This is a genomic window from Sulfuriferula plumbiphila, from assembly GCF_009938015.1.
Taxonomy (GTDB): domain Bacteria; phylum Pseudomonadota; class Gammaproteobacteria; order Burkholderiales; family Sulfuriferulaceae; genus Sulfuriferula; species Sulfuriferula plumbiphila.
Genome location: NZ_AP021884.1, coordinates 1,521,048 through 1,541,892, shown reverse-complemented (window position 1 = coordinate 1,541,892; position 20,845 = coordinate 1,521,048). Strand labels below are relative to the sequence as shown.

Genomic DNA, 20,845 nt, shown 5'->3' with positions numbered 1-20,845 from the left:
GTGCCACCTGCGGGCGTCTGACGCCCGCAGCCTGACACTGCGTAATAAAACCGACCCAAGGAACGCCGCAAAATGTTGCGTAAACACTTTCGCTATCCGGATGGCGTATTGCCCAATGTGCTGGCGCTCGCCTATACCCTCGCGGGCTACCCGATCGGCATCATGTTGTTGCTCAACCCCTCGGGGTGGGTCAATGGTATTGGCACACTACTGCTTGCCCATGTGCTGGTTTATTCCGCCTACTTCATTCATGAGTTTGCCCACAACACAATTTTCAAAACGCCCATCGCAAACACCCACTGGGGCACTTTGATGAGCTGGCTCAACGGCAGTTGCTATGCGCCATTTGCGGATTTGCGTCGCAAGCACATGCGTCATCACGTGGATCGTGCCGATGTGATCACGTTTGACTCCAAACAATTTCTGCATGCGAGTCCTGCATGGTTCAGAAAGCTGATCCTGGCCCTGGAGTGGGCTTACATCCCGGCCGTGGAAATAATCATGCATGTCTACGTCATGGCGATTCCTTTTCTTGTTCCTGAACGCAAGCAGGCACGCCTGCGCATCATCGCCATCTTCCTGCTGCGCGCCGCTGTATTCCTGGCTTTGGGAGTAATCTCACCCAAAGCACTGGCGCTGTATTTCATCGCCTATGTGCTGTTTCTCACGGTATTGCGCTTTGCCGACGCCTATCAGCACACCTATGACGCATTCGCCATGCTCGGCGCCGACAGGATTCCCAACGACAAGCTGCGCGACCATGCCTATGAACAGTCCAATACTTACTCCAACCTGGTGTCGCTGAAATATCCGTGGCTCAACCTGCTGTTACTGAATTTCCCCTACCACAATGCTCACCACGAGAAGCCCGCCGTACCCTGGCATCGCCTTCCCACGCTACATCGAGAATTATTCGGCGAGGGCTACGAGCAAATCATCCCCATGCGCCTATTGCTGGCCGGGTTCCACACCTACAGGGTCAAGCGCGTGCTGAGCGACGACTATGGTGTAGTTACTACAGGGACAAACAAGGCAGCGGCCTTTTACGGCGCTGTCGGGGTTTCCTTCCTGACTGCCGTCTAACGTGAGTAGCCTTGATTTTTCCGGGCTTTCGGTGGTTGTCACCGGTGCAGCCAGCGGCATCGGCCTGGCTGTTGCACGCGCTTTTATCGAGCATGGCGCCTGTGTGGAAATGGTGGACAAGGATGCTGCTGCACTCAAGGAAGCCAGTGGCCAACTCGCTCGCATCACGTCCCATGTCGTGGACCTGTCGCAGCCGGATCAAGTTGCCAGCTTTGCCCACTGCCTCCAGGAACGCGGCATCAGGATACACGCGCTCATTAACAACGCGGGTATCGAATATCCAACACCGCTGGATGACGACTCGCTCGGGGCCGCACAGCGCTGGGCCGCGTTGCTGCACAACAATGTCACCAGCATGTATCTGCTCACGCGAGCGCTGTTCCCCCTGTTCCGCCAGGACGCCAGCATCATCAACCAATCCTCCATCTGGGGGAAAACCGGGGTGGCCGATTTTTCCGCGTACGTCGCCAGCAAGCACGCGGTCATCGGTCTGACGCGTTCACTGGCCTGGGAGCTTGGAAAGCGAAGAATCCGTGTCAACGCCGTGTGCCCGGGCTGGGTCAGGACTGACACGGCCATGCGCTCCCTGAAAAACATATCCGATTACATGGGCCGGTCAGAAGTCGAGGTGCTGAATGAAATCCTGGCGCGGCAGGCGATCCCCGAACTGCTGGAACCGGCAGATATCGCGGGGACTTTCCTGTTCCTGGCCTCCCCTCTCGCACGTGCCATCACCGGCCAGACCATCGTCGTGAGCAACGGCGAAGTAATGAGCTGAAGGATCCCATACCGATATGAATATCTCTCTACAAGGCAAAACCGTCCTGGTAACCGGCGCCGCCAGCGGTATCGGCCGCGCCATCGCCGTGGAAATGGGACGTGCCGGAGCGACGCTGGTCATCAATCACCTTAACCGCCCGCAGCAAGCACTGGCCGTTGCAGCGGAAATCACGGCCATCGGCGGTACGGCCATCATTGTCGAAGCAGATGTCACTCAGATTGTCCAGGTCAACCGCATGGTGGAGCAATGCCTGGTGCAGTTCGGTTCCATCGACATCCTGGTCAACAATGCTGGCGTCATTCTGGAAAAACCTTTCCTCGATACCAGCGAGGCCGAATGGGATCACGTACTGAACAGTGACCTGAAGTCGGTCTTCCTGTGTTGTCGTGCGGTGCTGCCGCAGATGGTCGAGCGCGACGCAGGCTGCATCATCAATATCGCCTCGGAACTGGGTTATCTCGGACGCGCAGGGTACGCACCCTACACCGCAGCCAAGGCTGGGGTAATCACGCTCACTCGCTCACTGGCACGTGAGTTCGCGCCTCATATCAGGGTAAATGCCATCGCCCCCGGTCCGGTAAACACCGACATGCTTTCCCTGGAAAAGATGAGTCAGGAGTGGGTGGAAAAGGAAACCGCAATTCCTATGGGGCGTGTCGGACAACCCGCAGAAATCGCCCATACCGCGGTGTTCCTGGCTTCCGATTATGCGAGCTTCTACTGCGGCCAGACCCTCGGTCCCAATGGCGGCGCCTTCATGGCCTAGAAAGTAAATACCTGCATGCCTACCCAGTCGATACGGTCGCAGCCCATGACGGTCAGCATACTGCTGTTCGGAGCAGTGCTATGGGGCATATCCTGGTGGCCGCTCAAGTATTTTGGCGCCCATGGACTCAGCGGCGCCTTGATGGTCGTCGCCAGCTATGGTGTGGTGGGGATATTCGCATTGCCCACCCTATGGCTGCAACGGCAGCGCTGGCGCAGCCAGACTGGCTTGCTTGTTCTGATAGCGCTGCTGGGCGGATGGTCGAATATCGCTTTTGTTACCGCCTTGATCAGCGGTAACGTCGTCCGGGTCATGCTGCTGTTTTATCTGGCCCCAGTGTGGGGCGTACTCGGCGGACGCATTTTTCTGCGCGAGCACATTACGCCGAAACGCTGGTTCGCCGTAGGCTTGTCCATGGCGGGCGCTTTTGTACTGCTGGGCGGCGTCTCTGCATTTAGCACCCCGCTCGATCTGGTGGATGTGCTGGCGCTTTCTGCCGGACTCACCTTTGCTCTCAACAACGTCACCACCCGTGCTGCTCAACGCATTCCAATGACCAGCAAGGTGTTTGTGGTTTTTCTGGGCTGTGCGATTTTGGCGAGCAGCGTCGCGCTATTGCAGGGTGCCCGTTTTCCCAGCCTCGCGGGAGGGACATGGGGGCTGATACTTGTGTTCGCGTTTACCTGGCTGCTACTCGCCACGCTCGCCATACAATACGGCGTCACCCACATGGAGGCGGGCAAGGCTTCCATTCTGCTGATTTTCGAACTCATTGCGGCCTTGGTGTCGGCGGTCCTGATTGGCGGCGAGGCAATCTCCCAACACGAATGGCTGGGAGGTGCCCTGATCGCTTCTGCCGCGCTGATCGAGGCACGCAGTCAATAGTTTTATACCGGAGAAAATGATGGGCACAGTGATGATGGAACAGATGAGTTGGAGCGTCTACCGGGACAAGATCATCCGTGACAACCCGGCGCTATTCCTGCCCTGCGGCGCGCTGGAGCAGCATGGGCCGCACTTACCGCTCGGTACCGATGCGCTGCTGGCGTCGGCGGTGGCCGCCAGCGCCGCCAGTCGAGTGGATGGCATCGTGGCACCCGCGTTGAGCTACGGCTACAAATCCCAGCCCAAATGCGGCGGCGGCCAGCATTTCTGCGGCACAACCAGTCTGGACGCGCACACGCTGATCAGCCAGGCACGCGATGCCGTGCGCGAATTCGCGCGCCACGGCGTGAAGAAACTGGTAGTGCTCAACGGCCATTACGAAAACCAGTGGTTCCTGATCGAGGGCATTGACCTGGCGCTGCGTGAACTCGGCCCGAATCATCCGCTTCGCGTGATGCGGCTGGAATACTGGGATTTCATGACCGAGGCCACACTCGCCGCAGTATTTCCTGCAGGTTTTCCGGGTTTCGCGCTGGAACATGCTGCGGTCATTGAAACTTCCATCATGCTGCACTACCACCCTGACTTGGTGCGCCTGGACCTGATTCCGGACAATGGCCCGGCAGACTTTCCGCCTTATGAAATCCATCCGCTCAACCCCGCCTGGGTGCCTGCTTCGGGTGTACTGTCCTCGGCGCGGGGAGCGGATGCGGAGAAGGGACGCCAAATGGCCGGGGAAGTCGCACAGCGCATCGCTGATGCAGTGCGCGCCGAGTTCGCCTGAGGAACTGAATGTGAATAGCCCATCCACACCGACGCTTGTTAATATCAACCCCGCCCGTACCGCCTTGCTGGTGATCGACATGCAGCGCGATTTTTGCGCACCTGGGGGATACGCAGAAAAGGCCGGGCTCAAGGTTTCACTGCTGCGCGAACCCATCCCCGCGATCAGCAGTTTACTGAACACGGCACGTGGCTGCGGCATGCTAGTTGTGTATACGCGCGAAGGGCATCGGCGTGATTTATCCGACTGCGCTCCCACCAAGATGGCGCGCAGCCGCCAGGCACGCGCACCGATCGGTTCCGAAGGGCCCATCGGCAAGCTGCTGATCCGGGGAGAATACGGCCACGGTATCGTCGATGAACTGGCTCCAAAACCCGGCGAACCCATCATCGACAAGCCGGGTTACGGGGCGTTTTACCAGACCGATCTGGAAATTGTGTTACGCAGCCGCGCTATTCACCGGCTTATTCTCACCGGCGTCACCACCGAGATATGTATCCAGTCCACCCTTCGCGAAGCAGTCGACCGTGGCTTCGAATGCATCACCGTGGCGGATGGATGCGCTTCGGCCTATCCTGAACTGCATGCCACATCGCTGGCAATGATTCAGGTAGAAGGCGGCATCCTGGGCAGGGTTCAAACCACCGCAGAATTGCTGTATAGCCTCGAATATCCCCCAGCAAGCGAGGCGTGCCAATGAGTCATGTCAAACGCCTGTGGCCGCTGCTCACCGCCACCCATCGCTACGACAAATCCCTTTCCACCCGCAACCGGGGAGCTGGGCAGATCATCGAGGCACCCATCCTCGCCTATCTGATCGAAACCAGCAACGGGCGCATCCTCTACGACACGGGATGCGATTACAACAAGATCGCCGACCCGGTGCAGCGCGCACGCCACTATGATCCGCAAAAGTTTGCCTTCAGCGCTCCCGGGATGCAGGAGGAACAGCGCCTGCCTCACCATCTCGCCCGCCTTGGCCTCACCCCTGCCGACGTGGATGTGGTGTTCATCGGCCATCTGCATTTCGACCATGCCGGCGGGCTGTGCGACGTGTGCGGCTCGGAAGTGCATGTGCAGCAGGATGAGTTGAAAGCCGCACAAGCGGGCACCGATGCGGCCTATTTCCCGGACGATTTCAGTGGGCAATATCCATGGAAAGTCATGCAGGGAGAATACGATCTGGTGCCCGGTGTGCGCGCTGTCGCCACCCCCGGCCACACTGCCGGGCACATGTCGTTGTGGATCGAACTACCCAAGGGAGCGCCGGTGATTCTGGCGGGCGACGCCGCCGACTTGAGTGAAAATATCGAACAGGAAATCGCGCCCGGCCTGTGCTGGCAAGAGCAGGAAGACCTGGCGCTGGCGAGCATCCGCAAACTGAAAAACCTGGCCCTTGAAGAACAGGCGCGAATCTGGCCCAACCACGACATCCAGTTTTTCCGCACGCTCAGGCAATTTCCGGAATTCCACGAATGACACCATACGACCCCGTACCGGATCATTACCTCGGCGTGTGGCAGCGGCTGTCTTTGGAAAACGCTGCCGGCGTCGACACCGCCACCCGCGTCTATTGGCTGCAAACGCCACTGTTGCACGCAGACATCCGGGTACCCGCCAACCGGCCGGATTTCAGGGGAAAGCATGGGCTGCAAGACCTTACCGTCGATGAACTGAGGCTGCTTGCCCGCCAGCAGGGCTTTGCCGGCGTCACTCAGGCGGCAGGTGACATTTGCGAGTGGTCTCGCCATATCGACTACCAACCGCCTAACGGTGGCCGGGATATCGGGCGCATGATGTTCAACGCCAACCGCATCGTGGAAGATGGCCTGGAAAGCAGCTATCGTGAAGTGTGGCAACGGCTGCCCGATGGCATGGGCGAAACCATCGCCCTGCATTTTCTGGAAGAGCATGCATCGGGTGGCCTCGCTGTGCCACGCAAAGGTTATCTGGTTGCAAGCGGAGACTACTTCATCTTCGCCCGCGACCGGGCTGCAATACTGCCCAAAGCCTCTTCCCTCGCCACTTTGCTTGCGGAATCCAGCTTGAGCCGGGATCAGATCATCGACATACTGGACTTCGAAATTTCCTTCGGCCGGCGCTTGGGCGGACGTGCGCCTTGGGAGATTCTACTTTCCACCCTGCCGTTCCGGGAGGGACAAGCACTATTCTCGGAAGCCGAGTGGGCTGGGATTGTCCAGCGGGGTGGCAATATGGTGCAGCAGTTTGCTACCCCGCATGGGATCGTCACTCGGCGCTGGTCCGCTGACAACTGAAAATTTGTCAAATAAGCACACCAGCTGCCGAAGCGGCTGATGTCCAAGCTTAAGTTTTCCGTCATTGTTTTTTATTCCGCCTGAATGACCAACAAATCCTGCCCCGCCGCCACCTGGCTGCCTTCCCGGCAGAACAGGCGTAACACCTTGCCTGCCACCGGGGCGGTCACACTGATCTCCATCTTCATGGATTCAACGATCACCAAGGTATCACCTGCCTGCACCGTGTCGCCTTCGGCCACTGCAATCTGCCAGATATTCCCCGCCACATGGCTGGCCACGGCGCGACTGTTGGGTGGCAGATCCAGCTCGCTGTCTGTCGCGGCTTCCGCCACGGCGGCATCGGTTGCGTAATCGGCCTGGCCGCTTGCCTGCCAGCGCTCGCGCTCGGCGTCGAATGCGGCCTGTTGCGCGGCTTTGAAAGCGGCGATGTCGGCACCATTGGTTTGTAAAAATGCGTTGTACTCGCGCAGGCTGAAGGTCTGTTCTTCCACTTTCAGATGAAAACTGCCGGTAATGAAGTCCTCGCGCAGCTTGAGCAGCTCGGTTTCCGACACCGGATAGAAGCGTATCTGGTCGAAGAAGCGCAGCAGCCAGGGCTTGCCGTCCCTGAAATCTGCGGTCTGCTTGTAGCGGTTCCACATCTGTATGGTGCGGCCCACGAACTGATAGCCGCCGGGACCTTCCATGCCGTATACACACATGTAGGCGCCGCCGATACCGACGGCATTTTCCGGGGTCCAGGTGCGCGCCGGGTTGTACTTGGTGGTGACCAGCCGGTGGCGCGGATCCAGGGGGGTCGCCACCGGCGCGCCCAGGTACACGTCGCCCAGACCCATCACCAGATAGCTGGCGTTGAACACGATGTCCTTCACCTGGGCGATGCTGTCCAGTCCATTGATACGACGAATGAATTCGATGTTGCTCGGGCACCACGGCGCGTCCATGCGCACCGACTGCATGTATTTCTCGATCGCCAATCTGGTCGATGGATCGTCCCAGGACAGGGGCAGATGCACGATGCGGGTCGGCACCACCATGTCTTCAATCGCAGGCAGTTCGGTCTCGGCGGCCGTCAGCGCTTCCATCAAGGCCTGTAGCGGCAGCACGCGGTTATCGTAATGCACTTGCAGCGAACGGATGCCTGGCGTCAGGTCGATGATGCCAGGCAGGTGCTGCTGCTGGAACCATTGCATCAATGCATGCACACGGAAACGAAGATTCAGATCCAGCACCAGCGGGCCATATTCGACCAACAGGTATTTGTCGCCCGCTGGCCGGTAGGTAACCGCAACCTGGCCCGGTTGTTCTTCCTTGCGTTGCAGTACCGGACTGACGGCCATGACATCGCCCATGGCGATGGCGGCCGATTTTTCAGGAATTTGCAGTGTGTTGATCACAGCATCCTGTTCTGCCTCAAGTTTTATCGCCTGATCCAGTGTGATGCGGCGGAAGCGAACCGTATTGCCGGGACGCAACTGGCCCATCTTCCATAGTTCAGCCTGAACGATGGTAGCCGGACACACAAAACCGCCCAGGCTAGGACCGTCCGGGCCGAGGATCACCGGCATGTCACCGGTAAAATCCACCGCGCCGATGGCGTAAGCGTTGTCGTGGATATTGGACGGATGCAGCCCTGCCTCGCCTCCATCCGTGCGCGCCCACTGTGGCTTGGGTCCGATCAGGCGCACGCCGGTGCGGCTGGAGTTGTAGTGCACCTCCCAATGGGTGGCGAAGAACATTTCGATGTCGGCATCGGTGAAGAAATCCGGTGCCCCATGAGGGCCATACAACACACCGATGTCCCAGTGACTTTCATAATGCGGAATCAGCGCCGGCTCCAGCACCGCATCGCCGTTCACGCCCGTCAGGGCGCTGCCGAGATGGAGTACATCGCCTACTCTCAATGTCCGCCCGGCGTGGCCGCCGAACTGGCCGAGGGTGAAAGTGGCTTTGCTGCCGAGGTAATCCGGCACGTCGAATCCGCCCGCCACCGTCAGATAGGCGCGGCAGCCATTTTCGGGCACGCTGCCCAGGCGCAACACGCTGCCGGCTTTGACGGCTTGTGTGCGCCAGAAAGCAATGGGCTCGCCGTCCAGCTCCGCCGTCATGGTGGCACCGGTTAGTGCGATCACTACATCGCAATTGAAACGCAAGCTCGGCCCGGCGACAGTCAGCTCCAGGCCGGCGGCCTGGTCCGGGTTGCCCAGCAGGCGGTTGCCAAGGCGGAATGCCAGGGCATCCATCGGACCCGAAGGCGGCACGCCCACATTCCAGTAACCGACACGCCCTGGATAATCCTGGATACTGCTCTGCACGCCGGGCTCCAGCACGTCCACAGTGGTAGGCTGGTAGTGAAAAGCGTTGAGATAACGCGTGGTTTGATGACCCTCGACAAATATCCGGTCGCGCAGCACCTGGCACAAATACGCCAGATTGGTTTCGATACCGGCGATATGCGTCGCGTCCAGTGCTGCCTGCATTTTGGCAAGTGCCGCGTCGCGGTTATCAGCAGTAGTAATAATCTTGGCTACCATCGGGTCGTAAAACGACGGGATGGCACTGCCGCGTTCAACCCAGGTGTCCACCCGCGCCTGTTCGGGAAACACCGCGTCGGTAAGCACGCCGCTGCAAGGCTGGAAATTCTTGGCCGGATCTTCCGCATACAGGCGCACCTGAATCGAGGCGCCACGCGGCTCGATGCGGAAGCTCTCCAGTGGCGCCAGATCGCCTGCCGCCTGGCACACCATCCATTCCACCAGGTCAACGCCGGTGACCTGCTCGGTCACGCCGTGCTCCACCTGCAACCGGGTATTCACTTCCAGGAAATAGAACTCACCACTGTGGACGTCATAGACGAATTCCACCGTGCCGGCAGATTGGTAATCGACCGCTTTGCCCAGCTTTACCGCCGTTTCCCGCAAACACGCACGCTGCACACCGGTCAGCCCCGGCGCGGGGGTTTCCTCAATCACTTTCTGGTTGCGGCGCTGTACCGAACAATCCCGTTCGCCCAGCGCCACTACCTGGCCTTTGCCGTCGCCGAAAATCTGCACCTCGATATGGCGCGCCTGCTCTACATATTTTTCCAGATAGATGCCGGCATCCTTGAAATTCGCCCGGGCCAGACGTTCTACCGAAGCAAACGCCTCGACCAGTCCGTCGCTACTCCAGATCAAACGCATGCCGATGCCGCCGCCACCGGCAGTGCTCTTCAGCATGAGCGGAAATCCTATGCGCGCGGCCTCTGCCTGGGCATGCCCCACGTCCGCCAGAAGACCGCTGCCTGGCAGCAGAGGAACCTGATTTTGCTGCGCCAGCTCGCGCGCCGTATGCTTGAGGCCAAAGGCGCGCATTTGCGCCGGGCTGGGTCCGATAAATACAATACCGGCATGGGCGCAGGCTGCGGCGAAATCGGCATTCTCGGAGAGAAAACCATATCCGGGATGAATGGCCTGTGCCCCGGTCTGCTGGGCAACTTCGAGAATTTTCTCGGCGCGCAGATAGCTTTCCGCTGCGGGTGCCGCGCCGATACACACCGCTTCGTCCGCCTGGGACACGTGCAGCGAGTGGGCATCGGCCTCGGAATACACCGCCACAGAGCGGATGCCAAGCCGCTTCAGGGTGCGGATGATGCGGCAGGCGATGGCACCGCGGTTGGCGATCAGGACTTTATCAAACATGCTGTATTTCCATTGCAGGGCAGGTCGTCCCACCACTTTTTCAGCCTTGCAGGTCGTCCTGCGAGGGTTCAGGCCGCCGGATTCCAGATCAGTAGCCGCACTGGCGTCGGATTGTAGGCATTGCACGGGTTGTTGAGTTGAGGGCAGTTGGAGATCAGCACTGTCACATCCATTTCAGCACGCATTTCCACATATTTTCCGGGTGCAGAAATGCCGTCGGCAAAAGTCAGCTCACCCTCTGGCGTCACCGGCACATTCATAAAAAAATTGACGTTACTGGTGAGATCGCGCTTGTCCATGCCACAGTCGCAGTGGCCAAGCGCGTGCAGAAAACTGTCGCGGCAGCTGTGCATGAATTTCTTGTCAATAGCGTAGCGCACGCTGTTGCTCTCCGCCGCGCAGGCGCCACCCAGTGTGTCGTGGCGACCACAAGTGTCCGCTACGATACTTACCAGCACATTGCCCTCGCTCGAGAGCAGGCGCGAACCGGCACCGAGGTACAAATTGCCCTGGGCGCGTATGGTATCCACCGCGCTGTATCGCTCACTGGGCTCGCGGGCATTGTAGAACAGCGTGTCCACCGCCTGGTTACCTTCCAGGTCAAGGATGCGCAACACCTGACCCTGTTGCACTTCATGCAGCCAGGGTTCGCCGGCGGGCAAAGTTAAGTCATAAACTGCGTCACTGAGGTTAAGTTTGCTTTCAACAATCGCCATGTTCATTCCCTTCAGCAAAACAGAAGTTCGGTGTTGTAGAAGCCGCGCTGGTTTTCCGGGCGAAAATTGCGGCAGTAGTCGTCATTGCCCGGTGTGCCGGAGTGCCACGCAGTAAGCTGCACCGGTTTCGGCACGTATTGCGGATTGGGATCGAGCGGATGCTGACAGGCGGACAAGACCACCAGCGTGTTCATCTCGAAGCGCAGATCAACGTAATCTCCGGCGCTGGAATTGCCCGGCTGGAACAGCAGATTACCTTGCGCGTCCGCACTCACCTTGCTGAAAAAATTGACGTTGGCAACGATGTCACGTTTGCCCAGCCCCCACTTTCCCAGCTCGATGAGAAAGCCATCGCGGGCGCTGCGGTGCATGGCGTTGCGGTGTTCCTGATAGCGTGCTTCGCCGTATTTCTGTTTGACTTGCGCGGCATCGCTCATGCCGCAGATGGTATCGTGCCAGCCGCAGGTGTCTTCCACCAGCGAACACAATACCCGTCCCATGTCGGAATAGCACACAAAGCCTTTGGTCAGATGGGCGGTGTGCTGGGCCTTGAGAGTGTCCGCCATGTTGTAGCGTTCCAGCTTCTCCTGCGCGTTATAGAACAACGCCGAGACGTTGGCGCCGCCTTGCATATCGATCAGGCGCAGGGTCATGCCACGCCTGATGACGAAGGACCAGTGCGCACCACCAGGGATTTCCTCCTCCCATACGGGGTGCGGAGTCAGCGTATTGAGTTGATTGTTCATCGAAGATCCTTGCTTGTGGTATGCGTAAATTATGTTGCTGTGTTGCCGTAGTTTTCCTGTTCAATTACCCCGGTTCGGTCTGCCGGGTCAGCCGATCCAGCATGTCTTTGTCTGTACGCATGCCGGAAGTCTCGCGAATGCGCTGCAGGATTTCCTTCTTGAGACGGATGAATTCCGGCGACAACTTCATGTCCTGGTCCCGTTCCGCAGGCAACGGCACTTCGTAGATGGTATCGATACGCCCTGGGCGCGGCGCCATCAGTACTACACGCTGTCCCAGGTAGATCGCCTCTTCGACATCGTGGGTGACAAACACATTGGTGGTTTTTTCCAGGTTGAAAATATGCAGGATCAGGTCGTGCATCACCTCGCGGGTTTGCGCGTCAAGTGCGCCGAACGGCTCGTCCAGCAACAGGATGTCGGGTTTGGGCAACAGCGCACGGGCGATTGCTACGCGTTGCTGCATGCCGCCGGAGAGCTGGTCAGGATAGGCAAGTGCCGCATGATTCAATCCCATCAGCGACAGCAGGGCATCTGCGCGCCCCGAGGCCGTTTCCACGTCGGATGAAGTGATCCCCTCACGATGGACCTTCAAGCGGCGGCTGAACTTGATGTTTTCCATTACCGTAAGCCACGGATACAGGCTGTAGTGCTGGAATACCATGGCGCGATTTACACCGGGTCCGCTGACCGGACGGCCATCCACCCGGATTTCACCCAAACTCAGTTCCTCCAGTCCGCCAATGCAGCGCAGCAGGGTGGATTTGCCGCAGCCGGAGGCCCCGACCAAGGTGACAAATTCGTTGGCAGCGATGTCGAGGTTGACAGCTCGCAGCGCTTCGACATTGTGCTTGCCATCCGTGTAGATCTTGCCTGCTGCCTCAATCTGAATTTTGGTTTGCATAATATTCACTTGCGATAAAGCCAGGGGAAGGATTTGCGATGAACAAGCCGGAACAGCTGGTCGGTAACCAAGCCGATCAGGCCAATTAAAATAATTCCAGCGAATATCTTGTCGGTTTGCAGGAAACGCTGCGCCTTGAGAATGGCGTAACCCAGACCCGAGTTGGCAGCTACCAGCTCAGCTACCACCAGGTAAGTCCAAGCCCATCCCATGGTGATGCGCAGGGTGTCCAGAAGCGCAGGCTTGGCCGATTGCAGGATCACCAGCGAAACGATTTCTCCGCGCCTGGCGCCCATGGTTTGCGCTGCCTCGATTTGCGCCAGAGGCACCCGACGAACATCTTCCGCCACCATCAACACCATCTGAAAAAACGTGCCAATAAAAATGATCGCAATCTTGGAGCCTTCATCGATGCCGACCCAGATCATGACCAGCGGAATGAATGCGACCGCCGGCATATAGCGAATGAAATCGAGCAGTGGTTCCAGCATGGCCTGAACCGGGCGGTAGGTGCCGATCATCAGTCCCAGCGGCAAGGCAAACATCGCCGAGAGTATAAAACCGGCCGTCACCCGGTAGATACTGATCGAGGCATCGCCCATCAGGTTGTCTTCCATGAACCAGCGGTGTATGCGCGTGATCACGTCCAGCGGGCTGGGCATGAACACTTTGTCCATCAACCCGCTGCTGGCCAGCCACCACCAGCCGACAAAGGGCAGCACCATACCCAGAGCAGCCAGGACCAGGTACTCCTTACGGCTGAGGCGGCCCCGGATGGTCCAGAACCTGCGTTTGCGCTGTACAGCTACAGGCATCACGGCTGCGCTGGGCATTGTAGATTTTGAAAGGCTGCGTTCGGTGGTTGGCATGTTGATTCCCTAGCGCCTGGCGACTTCTTTCACCAACGAGCCATCCAGCCCTTTGGCGTAATCCACCTTCCCTTCCATCAGTTTATTTTCCAGAAGGAATTTTGCTATGGTGGGTGCTACTCCCAGTAAAGAAGTAGGATCGGAAGCGGGGCCGAAGGCTTGCAGATTGCCATTCTGATCAAAAAATTTAGTCCCGGACAGGAACACCCTATACTCTTCAGGCGGCATGCTCACCACCTTGGCCATGATTTTGGCCGCTACGCCAGGCTGTTCGCGGATGAATTTCTCGGTGTCGTACCAGGCTTTGATCATGCCGATGAAATCCTTGCGGTGCGCCACCAGGGATTTTTCCTGCGCCACCAGCAGATCGGGAATCAGACCGGGGATTTCCTTGGAGGTGAATAATGCATGCCCCTTGCCGCTAATTTGAATTTTGTTCACCCACGGATTCCACACCACTGCAGCATCGACGCGGCCACTGAGGAAAGCTGCGGCGGCATCACCAGCGGCAAGATTCACCACCTTCACGTCCTTGAGCGACATGCCGTTCTTGTGCAGTGCAGTCACCAGCAGAAAGTGCGAAACACTGAATTCCTCCAGCGCAATGGTCTTACCCTTGAGATCGGCGAAGCGCTTGATGTTGGGGCCGACCATGAGCGCATCGTTGCCGGCGGAGTTGTCGTTGACCAGTACGACCTTGAGTGGAATCCCCTTGGCAAGGGGCGCCAAGGTATCGCTCCAGGTCTGGGAGTTGGCATCAAGTTGCCCTGCGGAAAGGGCGGAAATGGAATCGGTATAGTTAGCAAACCAGACCAGCTTGACGTCGGCGCCATATTTCTTGAAGTAACCCTGCTGCTCGGCGACGTACCAGGCCACCCAGCCAGGCCAGTCGCTTAAGCCGACCTTGATTTCTGCATGTGCGGCAGGCAAACCCGTCAGCAGCAATCCAAGGGAGAGAAACAGCGCGGCAAGGGTGCGTCCAAGAAAGCGTTTAAAGCACATAACAGATACTCCTTAAGGAAGAGTTAAAAACTTGCGAGAGGTGAAGCGACGACTGGTCGCGACCTCCCGGGCTTTTATCCCTCCGTGGAGCCTCTATCATGCTGAGGCCGGACAACTCTCGGACCAGACATCCCACAATTGTGGAACCGGAACCCTAGTTGCCCTGAAAATCAAAGGATACAGTGACGACTGCACCTCTCTGCAAAACCATTAGCACATCTTATGCCATAAAATATTTTGTTTTTATTTCATAGCCATATGAAATTCACTACACAATACTCATTGGGTTTCATCCAAAATCAAGCTGCATTGTGGTGCAGTACAAACACTCACACATCAAATTAGGGCGCGCATATCGAAGTTGCCCAGCAAGGCACTTAATGATCCGGCAATTGGGTAGTTCAAGCCCGCCCCTGAAAGAACTAAAAGGTGTAACTCAAACTTCCAACAAATTTGTTGTCCTGGCTAACGTCATAGCGGTTTTTACCTCCAATAATGTAACTCACACCTCCTGTCAGATTCTTCACGAAGGGATAAGTAACACCGACGGTGACATGACGAAAAGCGGAACTGGCTACGCTATCGCCAGGGGTGGTCCCATAAATATTGCCTGGATTGACGAATTTACCCGTCTTTGCATAGGTGTAATAACCAAGGGTCGCATTGAAGCCGATATCCATGGGAAGCGTCGTGGCATAGGTGGCAGTCCAATAGGTATCCCCCTTATTACCGAATGTCACATCATTAAGCAGAGTCTGTGCATTGAGACCAAAACCTTTATAGCTCACACCTACCAACGTCTCCCAACCGGTGGAATTTTTACCGGGGACATATTGATAACGCGTAAATCCAAGTTTGTATCCAATATCGCCGACCTTGCTGGCATATCCCGCATACAAGTCATGCTCCATCGACACACCCTGGTCAGTGAAGGTCTTGTATGAATAGCTCAAAGTCGAGAACCACCAACCCGCATAAAAGCCACTGCTATGAGCGTAATCCAAACCACCCTGAAATGCAGGACCATCGTTTTCCGGTGCATCCCCCTGGGCATTGCCCAGCGCTCCCACAGATGCGGGATTATAGGTTGTGGTGATGCCACGCAAATAATATTTAGAAGCCAAATCAAGGTGGCCGGTAAAATCAGCGCTTGCCGGAGATGAAATTACTCCCGATGCAAGCACCAGTGAAATTGCCGTCAACATTTTTTTCGAGCTACTGACCCACATTGCTTTCTCCCTTAACCTTGAAAATTGAATTTAGCGAAACCTCTTATAAATAATCTCGCTTTACTTGCTCTAGCATAAAACGCGCCATCTTTGTGAACACATTAAAACAACTCGTTGTACTCAAAACAATTAACGTTCTTAAAGCCCATGCCTACTTAATATCTCCGTAAAATTAATGAATACTTGTGCGCTCTGGATTGGTGCGGAACATCACAAAAACGCACTGAAAGCTTCTCCAGCGTATATGCTTCATCTCCGCCATCGGATAGGTGGAGCATGTTGTTCTTGCCCATTTTTGGCTTTGTTATTTTCCAGCCAGGTTGGGAAGTTGCGGGCAATGCAGTGGGGAGACTGTGTGAAGCTGCCAGTCGTACAGGCAATTTGAAGCTGCCTGCATAGTTTGCAGCACCTTGAAATGAGGCGATTCGCCCGATAAATGGGTAACCTGCGCCCCCCAAGAAATATATTGCATGAAGCAGTTGTGGAGACTTCCAGCATCAGCCTACAATCAAAACCAGGCAGTAAAGTCCATTCCAGAGGTACCTGTGTCGGAAGCCAAACTCAGTGCAAAAGACGTATACAACCAGTTGCGTGAAAGCATCCTCAATTTCGAACTCTATCCGGGAACGCGGATTACCGAGTCTGAACTGGCGGTTCAATATGGTGTCAGCCGCACTCCGATCCGGAGTGCGTTGCAGCGCCTTGAAACCGAGGGGTATCTGCGTATTCTGCCGAAGCAGGGATGCTTTATCCGCAACCTCGATATCGCGGAACTCGCGCATTACTACCAGGTTCGCATCACGCTGGAAATGTTGTCCCTGCAACTGGCCGCCGCCTTCATGCCGACCACCGATCTGGAAAAACTGGCGCAGTCCTGGGATCCTGCCCGGCAGGAAGAACGCAGCAACGACTCGGAAGAAATGGAAGCGCGTGACGAGTCATTTCACATGACCCTGGCGGAAGGCGGTGGAAACATCGCCTTGAGGCATTATCTGGAAGACATTAACGGCCGTATCCGGGCGGTCCGCCGCCTCGACTTTACCGACGCTACGCGCATCGACCGCACCTACGAAGAGCATCACCAGATTTGCCAGCAGCTGCTCCAGCGCGACCTGGCCGAAGCGCAAAGACTAATGAAAGCGCATATCAGCTACAGCGAGAATTTCGTCAAAAACCTCACCCTGACCCAACTCGAACGCGCGCGCCGCGGGGGCAATCGCACCCGTTCAACCTAGAAAAAGTAATTAACCACGGAGTTCACGGAGTAAACACAACAGATTGCAGGTCGTCTGGCCTTCACCCGTTGGGGGTGGCCATAAAAAACTCAGGATTGCCTTCCTCCGTGAACTCCGTGGCTAGAACTAAGTTTTTTAGGTTCAACGTAACAGCGCTACACGGGTTCAATCACCACCAGCGCATCCCCAGCTGCAACCTGCTTGCCAGCGCGGCAATGCAGTGCACACACCGTTCCGTCAATGGGCGCGCAGATGGAAAACTCCATTTTCATCGCCTCGACGATCAGCAATGGGTCGCCTGCTTTCACCACGGCGCCCGCCTCGATCAGCAATTTCCAGATACTGCCGCTGATATCCGAGGCGACGATATGACCGGCGCTATCCGCGCCGGGTGGTGCCACGTCCGGCTCGTCATCATGCGCTGCGATTTCCGTTGCATATGTTTGCCAGTGCGCAACTTCTGCGTTGAAAGCTGCCTGCTGCCGTGCCCGGAAACTGGCGATGCTGTCGGCATTGTCGTGCAGGAATGCATCGTATTGTGCGAGGTCAAACACGGCGTCTTCAATGCGGATGCTGGTCAGCCCTTCGCGGAAATTCTCACGTAGCTGATTCAGCTCCGTTTCGCTCACCGGGTAATAGCGCACCTGGTCGAAGAAACGCAACAGCCACGGCGCACCTTGTCTGAATTGCGGGTTTTTCAGAAACTTGTTCCAGATCGGCAGGGTGCGGCCGATGAGCTGGTAACCGCCGGGCGAATCCATGCCGTAGATGCACATATAGACACCGCCGATACCGACCGTGCCCTCCGCCGTGTAAGTACGCGCCGGATTGTATTTGGAAGTCAGCAGGCGATGGCGCGGATCGACCGGGACCGCACACGGCGCGCCCAGATACACATCACCCAGCCCCAGCACCATGTAACTGGCATTGAACACAATATCGCGCACCTCATCCTGACTGGCGAGGCCGTTGATGCGGCGGATGAACTCGACATTACTGGGCAGCCACGGCGCGCTGTCCCTGACCGACTGCCGATAGCGCGCCACGGCATCCAGCGTGGCCGTATCCTCGAACGCCAGCGGCAGATGCACGATGCGGCTGGGTACGCGCATGCTCCTGGCGGGCGGCAATTGCGCCTCCAGCGCGCACAGCGCATCGAGCAGCGCGGTTTGATGCAGGATGCGGCTGTCGTAATGGATCTGCAGCGAGCGCACGCCCGGGGACAGCTCCAGGATACCATTGACAGGGCTGGCCCTGAGCGCCTCCATCAGCGCATGAATGCGCAGCCGCAGGTGCAAATCGAGCACATTGGCGCCATACTCCAGCAGGATGTATTTATCGCCGGCCTGACGATAGGCCACGGCAGGCCGTTCGTCCTGCGCCGGCAATTCGCGCAGCACGCAGGCCGATACGGTAGCGGCCGGCTGCAAACTGGGCAGCTGGGCACGCGGCAGCGCCGGCATGGGGCTGAGCGTTTCGATCGCCTTGTCCTGGGCACGCTCCAGTGCCAGCGCAGCATCGAAACTGAGTGGGCGGAAGCGGATGCGGTCACCCGGCTTCACCTGGCCGACTTTCCACAACTCGGCGCGGGCAATCGTGGCCGGGCACACAAAGCCGCCCAGGCTGGGGCCGTCACGCGTCAGAATCACCGGCATGTCGCCGGTAAAATTAATGCTGCCGATCGCATACTCGCAATCGTGAATATTGGACGGATGCAAACCGGCCTCGCCGCCGTCGCTGCGCGCCCAGGTGGGTTTGGGTCCATTCAGGCGTATGCCCAGGCGATTGGAGTTGTAATGTACTTTCCAGGCAGTGGAGAAAAACATCGCGATCGCGTCTTCGGTAAAAAAATCCGGCGCGCCGTGCGGACCATACAGCACGCCAATTTCCCAATCCTGGCGGTATTCCGGAATCAGTGCTGCGGGTGCCGCCGACTCGGCATAGCGTGGCGCGGGCGTGGTACAGGCAGGCAATTCCGGGCGGCTGACCGCCAGCATGTCCCCGGCCCTGAGCGGCCGTCCGCCATGCCCGCCAAACTGCCCCAGCGCAAAAGTCGAGCGGCTGCCCAGATACACCGGCACATCCAGCCCGCCACGCACAGCAAAATAGGTGCGGCAGCCGCTCAATACCTTGCCGATCACCAATTTCTGGCCGCTTTTCACCCTGATCGCCTGCCAGAATGCGACCGGTTTGCCGTCCAGGGTTGCGGCCGTCGGCGCGCCGCTCAGAGCGATGGTTGCCGCGCAATGGAATTTGAGCGTCGCCCCCAGTATCGTGCATTCCAGCGCGGCGGCACCAGGATGATTACCGACGATGCGGTTAGCCAGACGGAACGCGTAATCGTCCATCGGGCCGGACGGCGGCACCCCGATATCCCAGTAGCCGATTCGTCCCGGGTAATCCTGTACCGTGGAATAGGTGCCCGCCTCGACCACCTCGATCACCGACGGCTGGAAACGGAACCCTTCCAGTGCAGCGGTCGAGACATTGCCGCTGATAAACACCGCTGACGCCACCACCTGGCGCAAATAATCCAGGTTGGTGGCTATCCCTGCAATGCGCGTGGCGTCGAGGGCTTCAATCAGTTTCGCCAATGCCGCCTCGCGGTTGGCGCCATAAGCAATCAGCTTGGCCAGCATCGGATCATAATGCGCAGAGACTTCCACCCCGGCGGCCACCCAGGTATCCACACGTACGTCATCCGGGAACACCACCTCGGTCAGCACGCCCGGGGAAGGCTGAAAATTTTTCACCGGGTCTTCCGCATAAATGCGCACTTCGATGGCCGCGCCCTGCGGCACGATAGGCGCATCCAGCGCAGGCGGTTCGCCTGCTGCGGTGCTGACCATCCACGCTATCAGATCAATGCCGGTGACCGCTTCGGTAATCGGGTGTTCAACCTGCAAACGCGTGTTGACCTCCAGAAAATAGAACGCGTCGCGCGCTGCGTCGTAGATGAATTCTATTGTTCCGGCAGAACGATAGTTGACCGCCTTGCCCAGCCTGACTGCGGCCTCGAGTAATCGAGTGCGCGTGGCCGGCGGCAATCCAGGGGCCGGCGTTTCTTCCACCACCTTCTGGTTGCGGCGCTGCAGCGAACAGTCGCGCTCGCCCAGTGCGGCCACCTTGCCCTGGCCATCCCCGAAAATCTGCACTTCGACGTGGCGCGCATTCTTCACAAAGCGTTCCAGAAACACGCTGCCATCGCTGAAGAAACTTTTCCCGAGGCGCTGCACCGATTCAAACGCGGCCACCAGTTCGGCTTCATTGTTACACCGGCTCAGGCCGATCCCGCCGCCACCCGCCGTGCTCTTGAGCATCACCGGGTAGCCCAGCTGCGCAGCAGCCTGGGTGGCCTCGGCCAGATCGGCGAGCAGTCCGGTACCCGGAGTGAGCGGCACACCCGCCGCACCGGCAATTTCACGCGCGCTGTGCTTGAGGCCGAACTGACGCATCTGCTCTGGCGCAGGCCCGATAAACACCAGCCCGGCAGCCTCGCACGCCTCGGCGAAATCGGCATTCTCGGATAAAAAACCGTAGCCGGGAATAATCGCTTGCGCCCCGGCTGATTGGGCTGCTTCAATAATCTTGTCGGCACGCAGATAGCTCTCCGCCGGGCTGTTACCGCCCAGCGCAATCGCCGCATCGGCATCGACCACGTGGCGCGCATTGCGGTCGGCATCGGAATGGATCGCGACGCTGCGTATCCCCATTTTCTTCAAGGTGCGGATGGTGCGAACGGCAATTTCGCCCCGGTTGGCAACCAGTACGGTATGGAACATGACAACCTCGTTTTAGTGATCCTGAAAAACTTAAGTTCTAAACCACGGAGGGCATGGAGGAAGGCTATCCTGGGGCTTTTATGGCCTCACCCAACGGGTGAATA

General features: G+C 57.9%; 17 protein-coding genes and 1 riboswitch. Of the genes, 9 read left to right on the top strand and 8 right to left on the bottom strand.

Annotation, left to right across the window (positions count from 1 at the left end):
• The first annotated feature begins 72 nt into the window (after nt 1-72).
• The 8 genes from GZH91_RS08075 to GZH91_RS08040 are packed head-to-tail and all read left to right on the top strand — an operon-like array spanning nt 73 to nt 6,575.
• Entirely contained in the window at nt 73-1,083 is a 1,011-nt protein-coding gene (locus GZH91_RS08075) for a fatty acid desaturase family protein (protein ID WP_147074570.1), read from the top strand.
• A gap of 1 nt (nt 1,084) precedes the next feature.
• Entirely contained in the window at nt 1,085-1,861 is a 777-nt protein-coding gene (locus GZH91_RS08070) for an SDR family NAD(P)-dependent oxidoreductase (RefSeq protein WP_147074571.1), read from the top strand.
• A gap of 16 nt (nt 1,862-1,877) precedes the next feature.
• Nucleotides 1,878-2,630 carry an SDR family NAD(P)-dependent oxidoreductase gene (locus GZH91_RS08065; RefSeq protein ID WP_147074572.1) on the top strand — a complete coding sequence of 251 codons (753 nt, stop codon included), beginning with the start codon at nt 1,878-1,880 and terminating at the stop codon, nt 2,628-2,630.
• 45 nt (nt 2,631-2,675) lie between these two features.
• Nucleotides 2,676-3,515 (top strand): DMT family transporter, encoded by an 840-nt coding sequence (locus GZH91_RS08060; RefSeq protein WP_198415434.1) that lies wholly within the window; start codon nt 2,676-2,678, stop codon nt 3,513-3,515.
• Nucleotides 3,516-3,531: 16 nt separating this feature from the next.
• Nucleotides 3,532-4,299 (top strand): creatininase, encoded by a 768-nt coding sequence (locus tag GZH91_RS08055; protein WP_198415433.1) that lies wholly within the window; start codon nt 3,532-3,534, stop codon nt 4,297-4,299.
• A 10-nt stretch (nt 4,300-4,309) separates the two neighbouring features.
• Nucleotides 4,310-4,999, top strand: a complete 690-nt coding sequence (locus tag GZH91_RS08050) for a cysteine hydrolase family protein (RefSeq protein WP_198415432.1) — start codon at nt 4,310-4,312, stop codon at nt 4,997-4,999.
• Entirely contained in the window at nt 4,996-5,778 is a 783-nt protein-coding gene (locus GZH91_RS08045) for an N-acyl homoserine lactonase family protein (RefSeq protein ID WP_147074575.1), read from the top strand. The genes GZH91_RS08050 and GZH91_RS08045 overlap by 4 nt, the downstream gene beginning before the upstream one ends.
• Nucleotides 5,775-6,575, top strand: a complete 801-nt coding sequence (locus GZH91_RS08040; RefSeq protein WP_147074576.1) for a hypothetical protein — start codon at nt 5,775-5,777, stop codon at nt 6,573-6,575. Before GZH91_RS08045 ends, GZH91_RS08040 begins: the two co-directional genes overlap by 4 nt.
• Nucleotides 6,576-6,646: 71 nt before the next feature.
• Here GZH91_RS08040 and uca (GZH91_RS08035) read toward each other — a convergent pair whose 3' ends face one another.
• From uca (GZH91_RS08035) to GZH91_RS08005, 7 genes are all read right to left on the bottom strand, one after another.
• Nucleotides 6,647-10,258 (bottom strand): urea carboxylase, encoded by a 3,612-nt coding sequence (gene uca / locus GZH91_RS08035; protein WP_147074577.1) that lies wholly within the window; start codon nt 10,256-10,258, stop codon nt 6,647-6,649.
• A 68-nt stretch (nt 10,259-10,326) separates the two neighbouring features.
• Entirely contained in the window at nt 10,327-10,974 is a 648-nt protein-coding gene (locus tag GZH91_RS08030) for an urea amidolyase associated protein UAAP2 (RefSeq protein ID WP_147074578.1), read from the bottom strand.
• A gap of 11 nt (nt 10,975-10,985) precedes the next feature.
• Nucleotides 10,986-11,720 (bottom strand): urea amidolyase associated protein UAAP1, encoded by a 735-nt coding sequence (locus GZH91_RS08025; protein WP_147074579.1) that lies wholly within the window; start codon nt 11,718-11,720, stop codon nt 10,986-10,988.
• A 64-nt stretch (nt 11,721-11,784) separates the two neighbouring features.
• Nucleotides 11,785-12,624: an ABC transporter ATP-binding protein gene (locus GZH91_RS08020; protein WP_147074580.1), complete on the bottom strand. Its 840-nt coding sequence runs from the start codon at nt 12,622-12,624 to the stop codon at nt 11,785-11,787.
• 5 nt (nt 12,625-12,629) lie between these two features.
• Entirely contained in the window at nt 12,630-13,439 is an 810-nt protein-coding gene (locus tag GZH91_RS08015) for an ABC transporter permease (RefSeq protein ID WP_223264617.1), read from the bottom strand.
• Between the two features lie 63 nt (nt 13,440-13,502).
• Nucleotides 13,503-14,495, bottom strand: a complete 993-nt coding sequence (locus tag GZH91_RS08010; RefSeq protein WP_147074582.1) for an ABC transporter substrate-binding protein — start codon at nt 14,493-14,495, stop codon at nt 13,503-13,505.
• 61 nt (nt 14,496-14,556) lie between these two features.
• Nucleotides 14,557-14,664: riboswitch (guanidine-I (ykkC/yxkD leader) on the bottom strand.
• A 253-nt stretch (nt 14,665-14,917) separates the two neighbouring features.
• Complete coding sequence (locus GZH91_RS08005) at nt 14,918-15,724, bottom strand: TorF family putative porin (protein WP_147074583.1); 807 nt, start codon at nt 15,722-15,724, stop codon at nt 14,918-14,920.
• A gap of 545 nt (nt 15,725-16,269) precedes the next feature.
• Between GZH91_RS08005 and GZH91_RS08000 the strand changes: the two genes are divergently transcribed.
• Complete coding sequence (locus GZH91_RS08000) at nt 16,270-16,959, top strand: GntR family transcriptional regulator (protein WP_198415430.1); 690 nt, start codon at nt 16,270-16,272, stop codon at nt 16,957-16,959.
• 155 nt (nt 16,960-17,114) lie between these two features.
• On the opposite strand, the gene uca (GZH91_RS07995) is transcribed toward GZH91_RS08000, so the two are convergent.
• Nucleotides 17,115-20,741 (bottom strand): urea carboxylase, encoded by a 3,627-nt coding sequence (uca, locus tag GZH91_RS07995; RefSeq protein WP_147074585.1) that lies wholly within the window; start codon nt 20,739-20,741, stop codon nt 17,115-17,117.
• Nucleotides 20,742-20,845 lie beyond the last annotated feature (104 nt).

Bases quoted from the DNA above. Each gene is read 5' to 3' on its own strand.
- GZH91_RS08075 (WP_147074570.1), top strand. From the start codon at position 73: ATGTTGCGTAAACACTTTCGCTATCCGGATGGCGTATTGCCCAATGTG.
- GZH91_RS08065 (WP_147074572.1), top strand. From the start codon at position 1,878: ATGAATATCTCTCTACAAGGCAAAACCGTCCTGGTAACCGGCGCCGCC.
- GZH91_RS08060 (WP_198415434.1), top strand. From the start codon at position 2,676: ATGACGGTCAGCATACTGCTGTTCGGAGCAGTGCTATGGGGCATATCC.
- GZH91_RS08055 (WP_198415433.1), top strand. From the start codon at position 3,532: ATGATGGGCACAGTGATGATGGAACAGATGAGTTGGAGCGTCTACCGG.
- GZH91_RS08045 (WP_147074575.1), top strand. From the start codon at position 4,996: ATGAGTCATGTCAAACGCCTGTGGCCGCTGCTCACCGCCACCCATCGC.
- GZH91_RS08040 (WP_147074576.1), top strand. From the start codon at position 5,775: ATGACACCATACGACCCCGTACCGGATCATTACCTCGGCGTGTGGCAG.
- uca (WP_147074577.1), bottom strand. From the start codon at position 10,258: ATGTTTGATAAAGTCCTGATCGCCAACCGCGGTGCCATCGCCTGCCGC.
- GZH91_RS08030 (WP_147074578.1), bottom strand. From the start codon at position 10,974: ATGGCGATTGTTGAAAGCAAACTTAACCTCAGTGACGCAGTTTATGAC.
- GZH91_RS08025 (WP_147074579.1), bottom strand. From the start codon at position 11,720: ATGAACAATCAACTCAATACGCTGACTCCGCACCCCGTATGGGAGGAG.
- GZH91_RS08020 (WP_147074580.1), bottom strand. From the start codon at position 12,624: ATGCAAACCAAAATTCAGATTGAGGCAGCAGGCAAGATCTACACGGAT.
- GZH91_RS08015 (WP_223264617.1), bottom strand. From the start codon at position 13,439: ATGCCTGTAGCTGTACAGCGCAAACGCAGGTTCTGGACCATCCGGGGC.
- GZH91_RS08010 (WP_147074582.1), bottom strand. From the start codon at position 14,495: ATGTGCTTTAAACGCTTTCTTGGACGCACCCTTGCCGCGCTGTTTCTC.
- GZH91_RS08005 (WP_147074583.1), bottom strand. From the start codon at position 15,724: ATGTGGGTCAGTAGCTCGAAAAAAATGTTGACGGCAATTTCACTGGTG.
- uca (WP_147074585.1), bottom strand. From the start codon at position 20,741: ATGTTCCATACCGTACTGGTTGCCAACCGGGGCGAAATTGCCGTTCGC.